Source organism: Carboxylicivirga sediminis (assembly GCF_018156225.1).
Lineage (GTDB): Bacteria > Bacteroidota > Bacteroidia > Bacteroidales > Marinilabiliaceae > Carboxylicivirga > Carboxylicivirga sediminis.
The window spans coordinates 1-14,946 of record NZ_JAGTAR010000041.1 but is presented as its reverse complement, the minus strand read 5'-3'; the positions used below and the strand labels follow the sequence as shown (position 1 = coordinate 14,946).

The 14,946-nt window shown below is 43.1% G+C and carries 8 protein-coding genes; 3 read left to right on the top strand and 5 right to left on the bottom strand.

All coding sequences use genetic code 11. From position 1 onward, the window contains the following. Positions 1-6: 6 nt before the first annotated feature. Positions 7-2,010 (bottom strand): NAD-dependent DNA ligase LigA, encoded by a 2,004-nt coding sequence (ligA, locus tag KDU71_RS19815; RefSeq protein ID WP_212192854.1) that lies wholly within the window; start codon positions 2,008-2,010, stop codon positions 7-9. A 718-nt stretch (positions 2,011-2,728) separates the two neighbouring features. On the opposite strand from ligA, the gene KDU71_RS19810 reads away from it, so the two are divergent. Together KDU71_RS19810 and KDU71_RS19805 are read left to right on the top strand one after the other, a co-directional pair. After that, positions 2,729-4,366 (top strand): ABC-F family ATP-binding cassette domain-containing protein, encoded by a 1,638-nt coding sequence (locus KDU71_RS19810; protein WP_212192853.1) that lies wholly within the window; start codon positions 2,729-2,731, stop codon positions 4,364-4,366. 148 nt (positions 4,367-4,514) lie between these two features. Further along, positions 4,515-5,573: an NAD-dependent epimerase/dehydratase family protein gene (locus KDU71_RS19805; protein WP_212192852.1), complete on the top strand. Its 1,059-nt coding sequence runs from the start codon at positions 4,515-4,517 to the stop codon at positions 5,571-5,573. A 213-nt stretch (positions 5,574-5,786) separates the two neighbouring features. Here KDU71_RS19805 and KDU71_RS19800 read toward each other — a convergent pair whose 3' ends face one another. From KDU71_RS19800 to KDU71_RS19785, 4 genes are all read right to left on the bottom strand, one after another. Then, positions 5,787-7,415 (bottom strand): AMP-binding protein, encoded by a 1,629-nt coding sequence (locus KDU71_RS19800; protein WP_317195176.1) that lies wholly within the window; start codon positions 7,413-7,415, stop codon positions 5,787-5,789. Positions 7,416-7,619: 204 nt separating this feature from the next. Further along, positions 7,620-8,780, bottom strand: coding sequence for an MBL fold metallo-hydrolase (locus tag KDU71_RS19795; protein WP_212192851.1), 1,161 nt, complete (start codon positions 8,778-8,780; stop codon positions 7,620-7,622). Between the two features lie 206 nt (positions 8,781-8,986). Beyond that, complete coding sequence (locus tag KDU71_RS19790) at positions 8,987-11,389, bottom strand: TonB-dependent receptor (RefSeq protein ID WP_212192850.1); 2,403 nt, start codon at positions 11,387-11,389, stop codon at positions 8,987-8,989. A 126-nt stretch (positions 11,390-11,515) separates the two neighbouring features. Beyond that, a complete protein-coding gene (locus KDU71_RS19785; protein ID WP_212192849.1) occupies positions 11,516-11,920 on the bottom strand; it encodes a hypothetical protein in 405 nt (134 codons plus the stop codon). Between the two features lie 245 nt (positions 11,921-12,165). Here KDU71_RS19785 and KDU71_RS19780 point away from each other — a divergent pair, with 245 nt between their 5' ends. Continuing rightward, positions 12,166-14,769 (top strand): TonB-dependent receptor domain-containing protein, encoded by a 2,604-nt coding sequence (locus KDU71_RS19780; protein ID WP_212192848.1) that lies wholly within the window; start codon positions 12,166-12,168, stop codon positions 14,767-14,769. The last annotated feature ends 177 nt before the right edge of the window (positions 14,770-14,946 follow it).

Below are 14,946 nucleotides of genomic sequence, written 5' to 3'. Positions count from 1 at the left end.
GATTGGTTACTGGTTTATCAGTTGTTTAAATTCATCTTCAGAGATGATGGTGATATTCAGCTTTTCGGCTTTGGCCAGTTTACTTGGGCCAATCTTATCACCGGCCACCAGGTAATTGGTTTTTGATGACACGCCGCTCAGATTTTTACCGCCGTTTTTCTCAATCAGACTTTTCAGTTCATCACGCGAGAAGCTGCTAAAGCTGCCACTTACTACAAAGGACATGCCTTCGAGTGCATCGGAATGCTGAGCCTGCTCTTCGTCTGATAGCTGAAACTGCAAACCTATTTGCTTAAGCTTATCGATAAGTTCGCGATTAAGTTCATTGTCAAAATATTCAAGTACGCTTTGCGCAATGCGTTCGCCTATCTCATCAACTTCGGTTAACTGTTCCAGGGTAGCATTCATCAGGGCATCGATGTTTTTAAAGGCGGAAGCCAGTTTTTTAGCCACCGTTTCGCCCACATAGCGAATACCTAATGCAAATAGAACGCGAGCAAAATTTACCTGTTTTGATTCTTCGAGCCCGGCAATAATATTGTTGGCCGATTTATCGCCCATACGTTCCAGTCCTGTCAGTTGCATGGGGTGCAGTGCATACAGATCGGCTACGTTTTTCACCAGTCCGTTTTTATACAGCAGGTCGATGGTTTCGATGCCCAGTCCGTCAATATTCATGGCTTTGCGGGCAATGAAGTGCTCAATGCGTCCCTTTACCTGCGGCGCACAGCTGCTAACATTGGGGCAATAATGTGCTGCCTCACCTTCCACCCTTACAAGCGGGGTTTCACATTCGGGACAGTTCTTGATAAACTCCACCTTTGGAGCATTGTTTTCTCTTACTGTTTCATCAACACCAACAATTTTTGGGATGATTTCGCCACCTTTCTCCACATACACCATATCACCTTGGTGCAAATCCAGTGAGTTGATGATATCTGCATTATGCAGCGAGGCACGTTGAACCGTAGTACCTGCTAAAAATACGGGTTCCAGATTAGCTACCGGCGTTACTGCTCCTGTGCGTCCCACCTGAAATGTCACCGACTTTAATTTGGTGTAGCCCTGCTCGGCTTTAAACTTATAGGAGATGGCCCAGCGTGGCGATTTGGCTGTGAAACCAAGTCGGCGTTGCTGTTCCAGACTGTTTACTTTTAGTACTATACCATCAATGTCATATGGTAAATCCTTACGGGCTTCATCCCAATGGTTGATAAAGGCGTATACCTCGTCGATGGTTTTGCACACTTTCATGTGTGGTGGTATCTTAAAACCCCATGAGCGCGCTTTTTCCAGGTTCTCGGAGTGCAGGTTACTAGGCAAACCGTCGCCCAGCATATAATACAGAAAGCAGTCAAGCGGACGCCTGGCTACCTGTGCGCTGTTTTGCATTTTCAGCGAACCGGCCGCCGCATTGCGAGGGTTGGCAAAAGGAGCTTCTCCTGCCTCCATACGGGCTTCATTGAGGGCATTAAATCCCTTGTGAGGCAGGAATATTTCGCCTCTTATCTCAAAGCTATCCGGATAATCGCCCTTTAAATTGAGCGGGATGCTTCTGATGGTTTTCACATTGGCGGTAACATCATCACCCTGAACACCGTCACCACGTGTTACAGCACGCAGCAAACGACCATTCTCGTAGGTGAGTCCAATAGCTGTTCCGTCGTACTTTAGTTCACAAACAATCTCAAATGGTTCATCAATCAGTTGTTTATTGATGCGTGTGTAAAAATCACTAATCTCCCCTTCGTTGTAGGTGTTACCCAGCGATAGCATCGGATAGGCATGTTTTACCTGCTCAAATTCCTTGCTAATATCACTTCCTACGCGCTGGGTCGGACTGTTAGCATCGGCCAGCTCCGGATGTTCTTTTTCCAGTTCAATCAGTTGTTGCATCAGCTGGTCGAACTCAAAATCTGATATTTGTGGCTCATTCAATACATAGTACTGATGATTATGGTGATGAAGTAATTCTCTTAATTCGTGTATTTTATCCCCGATATTCGGCATCTTCTTATTATTTCGTAAGGTTGACAAACAAAAATACAATAATATTTCATTCAGAAAGGCGGTATTGGCAATGTTAGTGGTGTACACGGCCAGGAAGTTATTAACAGCAAAGCGCAGAGGGATTGTTATGCAGTAGATAGTAGTCAGTAGTTAGGCAGAGATTTGGCGGCTGGAGTGAATCTAATACTATGAAAACAGCTATCTGATTGAAGTTTGCAGTTCTAAAGCCTAAGACAATGAATCTTCCCCTAAGATTGGTGGCGTTTCTCACCTGTTGGTGACACTTTACACCAATGCTGGTGACGTTTTCCACCAATGCTGGTGACGTTTTCCACCAATGTTGGTGACGTTTTCCATCAATGTTGGTGACATTTTTCACCAATGGAGGTAAATCCCACAGATTTTTCCGTGCGAGGCCACAGACTTTTCTGTGCGAGGCTACAGACTTTTCTGTGTTAGGCCACGGAAGAATCTGTGGTTGGCAATCGAAAAGTATGCAAGTTGACATTAGTTAGTGGTCAGTAGTTAGGCAGGAGGCAGAAGATTGGGAACCGAAGACGAATGACGGATGGCAGAAGAGGAGTTAAGCGCCATGTGAATTGCTAGTAGCTAGAAGCTATACTCTGGCGGCTTTTAAATCAAAAAAACCTTAAAACGCCATGAAGGTGCTTCATGCTTAGGTGGATAATTTTATCTTTGCGGCGCAAAAAATAGAATTATGATTTCGGTAGATGGCTTAACGGTAGAATTTGGAGCTACCACACTCTTTAAAAATATCTCATTCGTTATTAATGAAAAGGACCGCATTGCGCTGATGGGGAAGAATGGGGCAGGTAAATCAACCTTGCTGAAAATACTGGCTGGTGCGCGCGAGGCCAATAAAGGACATGTGGCGGTTCCGAGCGATAAGGTGGTGGCCTATTTGCCACAGCATTTGATGACCGAGGATAATCGCACCGTTTTTGAGGAGGCCTCACAGGCGTTCGCCCACATCTTTGCCATGGAGCAGGAGATGGCAGCAATTAATAAGGAGCTGGAAACACGCACCGACTATGAGTCGGAGAGCTATTATGAGCTGATTGAGAAGGTGTCGACACTGAGCGAAAAGTATTACTCCATTGAGGAAACCAACTTTGATGCTGAAGTAGAGAAGGTGCTGCTGGGTCTCGGCTTTTTACGTGATGACTTGCACAAGCCAACCAGCGAGTTTAGTGGTGGCTGGCGCATGCGCATCGAACTGGCCAAGATTCTGCTTCAGAAACCGGATTTGATTCTGTTGGATGAGCCTACCAACCACCTGGATATTGAATCTATCCAATGGCTTGAAGAGTTTTTGATTGGTTGTGGAAAAGCGGTAATTGTGATATCGCACGACCGCGCATTTGTCGATAATATCACCACGCGTACCATTGAGGTGACCATGGGACGTATCTATGACTATAAAGTGAACTACTCCAAATACCTGGTACTACGTCAGGAGAGACGTGAGCAGCAGTTGAAAGCCTATGAAGAGCAGCAAAAGATGATTGCCGAGAATGAGGCTTTTATCGAGCGCTTTAAGGGGACCTACTCTAAAACCCTTCAGGTACAGAGCCGTGTTAAGATGTTGGAGAAGCTTGATAGGGTAGAGGTGGATGAAGAAGACCGCTCGTCTTTGCGTTTGAAGTTTCCGCCTGCACCTCGCTCAGGTAGCTACCCACTGATAGCCACCGAAGTCACTAAGTATTACGATGATCATCTTGTATTTGCCAATGCTTCATTAACCCTTGAGCGAGGAGAGAAGATTGCCTTTGTAGGACGCAACGGTGAAGGTAAATCTACACTGGTTAAGGTCATTATGGACGAGATAAAGTACGATGGTCAGTTGCAACTGGGACATAATACGCAAATTGGCTATTTCGCGCAAAATCAGGCCTCGATGCTGGAGGATGAGCTAACCGTGTTTCAGACGATAGATGACATTGCCGTGGGCGACATCCGTACCAAGATTAAAGATATGCTGGGCGCATTTATGTTTGGTGGCGAAGATATCGATAAGAAAGTACGTGTGCTGTCGGGAGGTGAGCGTACACGTCTGGCCATGATAAAGCTTTTACTGGAACCCGTTAACCTGCTGATACTGGATGAGCCGACCAACCATTTGGACATGAAAACCAAAGATGTGTTGAAAGATGCCCTGAAGGCCTTTGACGGTACACTGATTCTGGTTTCGCACGACAGGGATTTCCTGGATGGTTTGGTAGACAAAGTGTATGAGTTTGGCAATAAACGCGTCAAAGAACATCTGGGAGATATTAAGAGCTTCCTGGAAATGAAAAAGATGGCACACCTGAATGAACTTGAAATGAAAAACTAAAGACAGCTAAAGCTGTTATTTATATATGATGGTATTGATCCGGTATTACTCTGTAGTACCGGATTTTTTTATGAACAAAAAGGCCTGTTAATCACTTTAATGCTTAGTGCTGTAATTCGTATATTGCAGTAAATATAAGCACCAAACTATGATACAGATTGATAAAACAAAACCTGTAATGGTAAGCGGAGCAACAGGCTATGTGGCTGGTTGGCTGGTTAAAAAACTATTGGACGAAGGATTGACTGTGCATGCTGCAGTTCGTAACCCTGATAATAGAGAGAAACTGAAAGTACTAGATGAACTGGCTAATCAATCATCCGGTACTATTAAATATTTCAAAAGTGATTTATTGGATGAAGGTTCCTATGCTGAGGCCATGGAAGGGTGTGAACTGGTGTTTCATACGGCATCGCCTTTTACCTTAAGCGTCAATGATCCGCAAAAGGAACTCGTTGAACCGGCGCTTTTGGGAACGCGTAACGTGCTGGAGCAGGCCAATCGCACGGAATCGGTTAAGCGAGTGGTGCTAACCAGTAGTGTGGCGGCCATCTACGGTGATAATATCGATATTAAGAATACCGCCAATGGCATCTTTACCGAGGAAGACTGGAATACCAGTTCGTCGCTCACACACGGTGCTTATCCTTATTCTAAAACATTGGCAGAGAAAGAGGCCTGGAAAATTAATCGTGAGCAAAGCCGATGGGATTTGGTAGTGATTAATCCATCATTGGTGATGGGACCGGCTGTTAATCCGCAAAATGTAACATCTGAGAGTTATGCCATTATCAAACAAATAGCCGATGGTACACTGAAAGCCGGGGTGCCATATATTGGCTGGGGTGTGGTGGATGTGCGTGATGTTGCAGAGGCCCACTTTCAGGCAGGATTTGTATCAACTGCCAGTGGCCGGCACATTGTGTCAGGCCATAATACTACGTTTCTGGGGTTGTCTAATACGCTATTGCCAAAGTATGGTAATGCCTATCCTATACCCAAAAAAGAAATGCCCAAATGGTTGATATGGCTGGTAGGCCCCATGCTTAACAAAGCCTTGACGCGTAAATATATTTCAAGAAATGTGGGCTATGGCTGGAAAGCTGACAGTAAAAAGAGTATTCGGGAATTGGGTATTCAGTATCGCTCTTTGGAAGAGACCGTTAATGAGATGTTTGAGCAGTTGGTGGAAGCGGATGTTTTGTAAGGGAAATGGCTTGTTTAGTTTTGAATGCTAATGGTGTGCTGTAATCTTAATGTAGTTGAGGAGGTGGCTTTAAATGCTTGCTTAGTAAGTTTGATTTAAAAGGCTGGCCCAAAGAGTACTTAGTATTTGCGTATGATTCCATACATACCACATGTTATTAGGAGTTGTGGTAGTTTATAGTTCTCTTCAGGACAGCCTATTAGTATAAAAAGCTTACTTGCGTTGCTCCAAACCAAGTTCTTTGGCCGATATTTCGCGCATTTCAACCTTACGCACCTTACCGGTTACTGTGGTTGGAAATTCACTCACAAACTTCCAGTATTTAGGAATTTTAAAGGTGGCAATCTGCCCCTTACAATAGTTGTGAAGCGTTTCGCCAGAAAGTGTAACACCTTGTTGAGGGATGATCCAGGCCATCACTTCTTCACCATATCTGGCCGATGGTACACCAATCACCTGCACATCTTTAATGTCATCGTGTTTGTGCAGAAACTCCTCTATCTCGAACGGCGATATGTTTTCTCCACCGCGGATGATCAGGTCTTTTATACGGCCCACAATCTTTACATAGCCGTGTTCGTCCATCTCGGCCAAATCACCGGTATGCATCCAGCGTCCTTCATCAATCACCGATGCGGTGGCTTCTGGATTATTCCAGTATTTAAGCATCACCGAATAACCGCGGGTGCAAAATTCACCCTGCTCACCACGGGTTACAATCCGGCCCGTTTCCGGATCGATGATTTTGATTTCGAGATGTGGGTGTACCTTGCCAACGGTCGCACAGCGGCGGTACTCATTATCATCCACAAAGGTTTGGGTGCTCACCGGCGAGGTTTCTGTCATGCCATAACAAATGCCTACCTCGCGCATATTCATCTTCTCACGCACGGCCCGCATGGTAGATTCGGGGCACGAGGCACCTGCCATTATGCCTGTACGCAGACTCGAATAGTCATACTTGTCGAAGTTGGGATCGTTCAGTTCGGCAATAAACATTAGTGGTACACCATAGAGCGATGTACACTTTTCGTTCTGAACAGTTTGCAATACCGTATCGGGAACGAATGCTTCACCGGTTAATACCATACAGGCACCATGTGTAATACAGGCCAGGTTGGCCAATACCATGCCAAAACAATGGTACAGAGGTACCGGAATACACACCCTGTCTTTTTCGGTGTATTTGAGACGTTGGCCAATGAAAAAGCCATTGTTCAGGATGTTATGATGCGATAAGGTAGCCCCTTTGGGAAAGCCGGTTGTGCCAGAAGTGTATTGTATGTTGATGGGGTCGTCAAACTGCAGGTTGGCTTCTCTGGTCAGCAAATCGTCAGTGCTTACTTTTTTGCCAGCTTCAAGCAGTGAGTTCCAGTCATGCTCCATTACAATGATGTGCTTCAGGCGAATGCACGAGGCCCTTACTTCATCCAGTATCTCCACATAATTGGTCTGTCGAAAGCCTTTCGACATGATGAGCAGGCTGATTTCTGATTGCTTCAGTGCATATTTTAGTTCCGATGCTTTATAAGCAGGGTTAACATTGACCAGGATAACTCCGATGCGCGCCGTGGCAAACTGCACCAACACCCACTCAAAGCGGTTAGGCGACCAGATCCCCACACGGTCACCTTTATTAACGCCATAGGCCAGAATACCTTTGGCCACTTCTTCTACCTGCTGCCAAAACTCCCGGTAAGAGGCGCGGTAATTCTGATAAGGAACCACCAGGGCTTCACTATCAGGATATTTATCAACAGTTTGTTTAAGTTGTTCTGAAATAGTAATACCCAACAAGGGCACGTCGGACGTTCCGTTGTCGTACGATAATAGATTGTTCACAATGTGTGGTTTAATGGTTAATTATAAATTGAAGTTATTTGGTTAAAATAAATGTTGAATTAACACAAAATAACTCACAACGCAAATAATCAACAATAAAACTTTACATCACACGATCTTATCTAGATATGCTTTTATCTGTAATATGAATAACATTAACGTATTAATGTTTTGTTTTTGTTGGCATTACTATGAATCGAATTCTTATTGATTGGCTGTTATTATAGGTTCATTTCGTCTTTCATCCCACCATTGTGTTGTAGCGGGTATTTCGCCATTCAGCAACAGGCCTTCGCCAATGCGTGGGGTGATGACGGGTAATCCTGTTTCGTTGGCTTTGGCACTGGCTCTGGTTATAGGATCAAGCCAGTCGTGCATGGCCAGTTTAAATGCGCCCCAATGAATGGGCATCACAATGCGGGCTTTAATATCCTGTGCTGCCAATATGGTTTCTTCGGGCATCATGTGTATTTCTTTCCATAAGTCATTATATTGGCCGCATTCCATCAGGGCCAAATCGAAGGGGCCATATTTCTCGCCTATGGTTTTAAAGTGTGGGCCATAACCACTGTCACCGCTAAAAAACACTTTCTTTTCAGGTGTTTGAATCACCCATGAACACCAGAGCGTTGAGGCCTGATCGCTGAACCATTTGCCACGTCCTGAAAAGTGTTGAGCGGGCGTGCAGGTAAAGCTCAACTCATCCAATTGAGCGTGTTGCCACCAATCCAGTTCGGTGATGCGCATGCTATCCACACCCCATGCCCTTAGATGCGCTCCAACACCCAGAGGTGTATAAAACGCTTCTGTTTTATCTTTCAGTCGCTTAATTGATTGGTAATCGAGGTGATCATAATGGTCGTGTGAAATAAGCACCAAATCAATAAGGGGTAGTTGTTCAATCTCAATGGGCATTTTTTTATTAAAGCGCTTTACACCAATAAATGGTACCGGTGAAGCTGATTGTCCGAGCATGGGGTCAATCAATATGTTTTTTCCATTAGTTTGTATTAAGAAGGATGAATGGCCAAACCAAAACAAACGAAAATCGCCATTGTGCCTCAATAAATCTGTTGAATCCATAGATACCGGATGCGGCGGCTGTGCTGGAGTAGCATTGGGGTGCACGTTGAACTGCTCTTTGAGCATGGCCCAGAACTTTTTGCCAGTCATCTCCATTTTAACGTCGCCCATATTGGCAAATTTACCATCACGATGTTGAGGTGATTGATTGTATATTAATTGTTGCTTTTGGGTAGGAAGGCCACCGAACTGGGGACTGAGTGCCATAAACAGTACTACCGATATCACTATTAATGCCAGGGTGCTTGCTATTATTATCATTGTCTTTGCCATTTTTTTCATTACCGCACATTTTAATGCTAACAAAAGTAAAGGTCATTTGGCTCACAGGCTAAAACTTTTTACAGCTTGCTGTATACATTTTACTGATTTATCAATTCAATATATCAACGCGAGGTCTGAACTTTTTGTGGCAGTAAAAAGAAAATTTTATAAAACAAAAAAAGCCCGGCTATTGCCAGGCTTCATATCATTATGCTGTTACTTGCTTAGTGTCCGAATACATTACTGAGTTTAATGCCAAAGTATACAGTTCTTGGATTGGTTGGACCGTAAATGTATGCCGGGTCGCGATCCATGCCTGAGTCAAAATCATCCTGGAAAGAGTTAAAAATGTTTTTAATCCCTGCAAATGCTTTGAATGGTAAGCCAGCCACTTTAAGATCATATTCTGCTTTGAAACCAAGGTCAAAGAAAGTTGGTGTAGTTCTGATAGTTCCTTGAATCCCATCTTCTTCAATGATAATGTCGTCGGGTCTGAATTCGGTTCCGTAATAAGCTACTTTCATTTTACCGGTATAGGTAGCGCTGGCTATCAGGCATAAGCGTGGTAATACATCATAGTCAAGCGATAAGAAACCATAATCATCAGGCGTTCTCAGGAAATCTTTCTCTCCCAGTTCCTGTGCATCACCATAAACGCTACTTTGGATAGTATAACCGGCCTTTAAATAGATACGGTTGCCTGGCGATGCATTTGCTTCAAAGTTGACACCTTTAACTGTGGCACCGTTATCTGCATTGGTTCTGATGTAGGTGGTTACGCCAGTTGACTCGTCGTATTCAGGGTTTTGGGCAAAAGCATCATTCAGATGGGTATAAAACCCTTCAGCCAGTAAGCCAAGATTCCAGTTGCCAATTTTACGGTTAAAGTCAACAGAAGTCATATAGCTGTGACTGGTTTCTTGTTTTAAATCAGGTGCATTAGCATGCACTACTTTGCGAGAGCCTGATGTTTCGATGTGTAAATCTTCATCAAATACCTGTGGCGCCCGGTATCCTTGCGAATAGCTCACGCGCCATTGCAACGAAGGAGCAACATCCCACAAGATATTTAAACGCGGACTGAAAACGTTACCCGAATTATTCCCTTCCTTGTGATCAAGGTCAGTTATTTCATAGCGATCAAATCGGGCACCCACTGATGCTTTTACCGGCCCAAAGTATCTGTCATATTGAGCAAATACGCCATATACATTCTTATTCTGGTCAGTAATGACAGTGTTAGGTACGTGGCCATTTGAGCCAATAACATTGCCATTATCATCGTATATCAGGTCAAGGTAACCCAGTTTCTGGTCGAGCATATCATCATGCACCAGCTCTATACCAGTTACAATACTGTTTTTTCCAAAGTCAGATTTAAACTGTGTTCCTACATTAAAGGTCAACCCATCAGTTTGTCCGTAGTCGGCAAGGCTTTGGTTAGCACCATAGTATGATGCCCGATCAACATTCTGAGCTGAACCATATACTGACAGCAGACTTCCGGTTCCAATAAACCGTTCGTAAGTAAGGGCAGTTGTGGTAATTTTATGGTCTACCGCCTCCGATACATCTGCTTCGTGGTGTGGCTTGTCAAATCCATTTCCACCGCGCCTTTCTTCATTTACCCTGATAAAATCGAGGGTTAATTTATTGCGATAATCAATACGATGGTATAAGCGTCCTCCAAAGGTCAGGTTTTCAATTTTAGATGATTCAGAGTAGCCATCATTATTTGCATCGAACGGATCCTTATCGCGATAAAAGCCAAATAAGGCAAAGCCGGTTTTCTTATCATCGCTCACTATGGTAGTATTCATATTCAGCGAGTAATCAGAAGCAACCTTACCATCTGTTCCAACACCAATAGAGCTGTGTTGCGTTGATATATCATATGAATTATTCATCGGGTCGCGGGTGATCAAATTAATGGTACCTGCCACCGCATTGCTGCCGTATAATGCAGAGCCACCGCCTCTTACTACTTCAATGCGCTCAATCATGCTCGAAGGGATGAGTTCCAGACCATAGACACCAGCCAGGTTGCTAAAAATTGCCCTGTTGTTGATCAATACCTGCGAGTGAGCACCGTCCATGCCATTCATGCGAACCTGTGTAAATCCACAGTTCTGACAGTTGTTTTCAAGCCTTAAACCAGGAATATAGTTTAAGCCTTCTGCAATGGAAACAGATTGTGTATTTTCCAGCAAACGAGGGGTGAGTGTATTAACAATAACCGATGCCGTAGTTCTCTTTTGCTCGTTTCTATCGGCAGTTACTACCACCTGTTCCAGACCTAACACATCGGTCTCCAGGCTAACATCAAGTACAACCTTTTCGCCGCGTTTAAATACGAGAATTTTTTCAACAGGCTTATATCCAATGGCCTGAACTTTTACCGTAAACTCGCCCTCGGGTATAAAACCTAATTCAAATTGTCCATTAAGATCAGATGCTGCCCCAAGGGTTGTATTCGCCAGTGTAACTGTCGCAAATGGTAAAGGTTCGCCTTCAGATAAAATAGTGCCGGTTAGTTGGCACATCGGTTCTGGTGGAGCTTGTGCGAAGACAGATGCTTGTATAAATAAACATAATAGTATCAGGGCTTTCGTAATGCTGTACTTCATTGTTAAAAGTAATTTGTAATCCGCAGATTAGTTGTGAGTTAATAATTAGGTTGTGCGTCTTCTTTTAGAAAAAGACACGAAAAACGGTTGACTTTATCCGTCAATAAATATTAAGAGGAATAGTTCTTAAGCAACAGGTGGCGCCCTGCCAGCGCTGTGTTCGATGAATTTGTTGTTGGCAGTAATTACTGTTTCAAACTTAAGCTTGTTGAAATAGACTGGCAGAATATCATAAAGAAGTTCAGGGCTTTCTTCAGATAGTATTGTTTGCAGCTGCTGATAAAAAGTAAAATCGGCCGAGTTATGTGAATGACCGTCGCAGTCAGGGTGCGCGTGACTGTATGTTTTACCATCTATCTTGTGTGTATGATAGAAGAGTGCATTGCTTGCAATTTGAATTGCAAACACTACAATTAGCATCACAGCTAATCTATTAAAGACCTTTTGGTATTTTATATACTCTTTTATCACGATGCAAAAATGAAAAATTTCTTTATTCCTGCCAATACCTACAATTAGGGATTTTGTCATGATTTAAGTAACATTATTTTAAATGCGTTGCTTCAAAAGATGACACGAATTGGATGATTTCAAAGCTGCCTAGGTTCTTTTTCTTTAAGATTATTTTAAAAATAAATCAGGTCTGTATTTATCTGTGCTTAAGTAATTAATGTATATAGATCAACAAAATTGGTATATAAAAGCAAATTACTACCATAATACTTTAAATGAGTATACTATTTTAGCGCCCGAATAATTTTAACTATATCAATAGAATGAATCACAAATTTATTACAAGTGTTGTATTTGGCCTGCTATGGTCATTATCAATGCTTGCACAAACAGGAGTTGTCAAGGGAAGAGTGATTGATGCCCAAAGTGATGAAGATATTCCATTTGCGAATGTTGCTTTACTCAAAAACGGTGAGATATTTACCGGTACTGTAACGGATGGGAAAGGGCATTTTAAACTTGATAATGTAAGTACAGGCACTTATAGTCTATCAGTGTCTTTTTTGGGCTATGATGCTAAAGAGATAAATGAAATTGAAATCACAGAAGTTGAACGGGTAGCTGACCTAAAAAGTGTTGCATTGAGTGCAGCTAGTGTGAGTATAGAAGGCGTTGATGTCATGGCAACAGCACAAACCGTAACATCTAAAATTGATAGAAAAAGCTATAGAGCCGAAGATTTTGCTACTGCAAGCGGAGGAACGGCTGTAGATGTGCTGGATAAACTACCTGCAGTATCAGTTGATGGCGATGGTATGGTGTCAGTGCGCGGAACAAGCGACTTTTTGGTATATATTAATGGTAAGCCTACACAGACAAGTGCCAGTGATATTCTTAGTCAAATACCAGCTGCTCAGATTAAGAATGTGGAGATTATTACTGTGCCGGGTGCACGATATGATGCTCAGGGCAAAGGTGGTATCATTAACATCACCACGCAAAAGGGGGCGTTTGACGGACTTTCGGTGGTGGCCAGTGGCATGATTGGCGGAACCCCATGGACAAATAAGGATGATGTGTATAGCCGTCAGGCCTTGAATAACAACCGATATAACACCAGTGTGAGCCTCATGTATAACAAGGATAAACTATCGGTTAGTGGTGCTCTTACTATGCAATCGCGCAATAATAAGGGGATAGGTATAATCGATCCTTATATCTATCAGCACCCTGATGAGTCAGTTAGTGGTTATCCCGGTAGCTACTATGTTTTGGATGGGGAAGGTTCACGTCCTAAATGGTATACAAATATGATGGCAAATGCCGGCCTTAACTACCAGGTTAGCGATAATGCGGAGCTGGCTGCCAGCTATCAGTATTCGAAACGTACCAGTGGTCGAACAGCCAACTATGTTTATAAAGCTTATTTTTCTGACTCACCTGATGGCGAACCGTATGATGGTACCTTGCAGCAAATATACAACCCTAACGATATTCACCGCGATGGTTGGTTTAGTAACTTAAGTGTGGATTATATCCAGAATATTGGGGACCAGTCGAAATTAAGCACCTCTTTTATTTATGAGACCTCAAACCTGGAACAAACCATCGATAATAAAGAGTATGCCTATGATGGCGACCGTTATTATTACGATGATACGCCTGATTTCCATTCGTTTCAGAGTGATGATACACCCTTAGATGCCTATCGTTTTGTATTGGATTATCAGCATACATTTGATAATGGAAATAGGTTAAACACAGGAGTTCAGCCACAATGGATACGGCTTCAGGGCGAGTTTGCATACGATACAATAATTGGCAATGGCTATTGGGGCGACCCAAGTATTGAAAGCTATGACAATAGTATAGACCTGAAGCGCGATGTATATTCGGCTTATGTGGACTATAGCGGAAAAACTGGTAAGCTGAATTATGTACTGGGGTTGCGTGCCGAATACATGGATCAGTTGATGAATGTGAGCAGTACAGAGTATTTCGAATATGTGTACGGTTACTTTAGCGAGATAGGCGGAGGGCGCGATTTTAATCAAAAGGATTTTCAACAACGCAAATTTGACCTGTTTCCAACATTGCATGTCAAGTACGATATAAATGATGCCAATAGCCTGTCGCTGGCGGCCAGTCGTCGTATTAACCGTCCTCCAGCCAAGGATATGGCACCTTTTCTTTACCGTCGTCACCAGGAGATATACGAGATGGGTGATCCCCTGCTGGAACCAGAATACACCTTGAATGCAGAATTGAACTATACACGACGATTTGGTAAAAACAACATTACCCTTACCGGATTTTATCGTGGTGTTGATAATGCCATTTATCGGGTAAACAGGGTAGCATATGACATGGGTAACCCGGGTGGTGTGCTTTTGCGAAGCTATACCAATGCAGGTAACCAAACTGCGTTAGGAGCCGAAATGGGGATGAACTTTGACTTAATTAATAAAGTAAAAGTTTTTGTAGGTGGAGCTTTGTATGATTTTCAGGTAATTGCCGATGATGAGTTATTGGGTGAAAGCCGTGATAGCAGGAGCACCAACTGGAATATTAAATCAAATGCCTCCTGGCTAATAACCGCTCCTTTGAAGTTAACGGTTGACTATTCCATTAAATCGGCCTCCGTTACACCACAGGGAGAAAGCCTGCAATTTGAAGCCTTAAATGCGGCTATTAATTATACGCCTGAGAAATTACGGGGCTGGACTTTTTCAGCCAGAATGCTTGATGTTTTAGGAACCAATCAGGCTGGTGGGTATACGGCTGCCTATGAAGGAGAGCAGATTTTGCTCCGACGTGGGTATGTTTACGATTATGAAGGCCAGATTGTTGAATTTGGAATAAGTTATTCATTCAATAATAAAAAGCAGAAATCACAAAGAAAACATATTAGCGACGACTATTTCTAATACCACAATTGTGTTTTTGAAATAAACAATAGGTCCCTTGCAGTTCCATTTAATAGGTGTTATTGCAAGGGATTTTTTGTACTAACCTGAGTTCGACATAAAATTACTGGCTCAAATCGCTTATAAATGTTTAGTTTCAAGGAATATTTGTGAAAGCATAGCGAGCTATGGTGAACA

Bases quoted from the DNA above. Each gene is read 5' to 3' on its own strand.
- KDU71_RS19805 (WP_212192852.1), top strand. From the start codon at position 4,515: ATGATACAGATTGATAAAACAAAACCTGTAATGGTAAGCGGAGCAACA.
- KDU71_RS19780 (WP_212192848.1), top strand. From the start codon at position 12,166: ATGAATCACAAATTTATTACAAGTGTTGTATTTGGCCTGCTATGGTCA.
- KDU71_RS19785 (WP_212192849.1), bottom strand. From the start codon at position 11,920: ATGACAAAATCCCTAATTGTAGGTATTGGCAGGAATAAAGAAATTTTT.
- KDU71_RS19810 (WP_212192853.1), top strand. From the start codon at position 2,729: ATGATTTCGGTAGATGGCTTAACGGTAGAATTTGGAGCTACCACACTC.
- KDU71_RS19795 (WP_212192851.1), bottom strand. From the start codon at position 8,780: ATGAAAAAAATGGCAAAGACAATGATAATAATAGCAAGCACCCTGGCA.
- ligA (WP_212192854.1), bottom strand. From the start codon at position 2,010: ATGCCGAATATCGGGGATAAAATACACGAATTAAGAGAATTACTTCAT.
- KDU71_RS19790 (WP_212192850.1), bottom strand. From the start codon at position 11,389: ATGAAGTACAGCATTACGAAAGCCCTGATACTATTATGTTTATTTATA.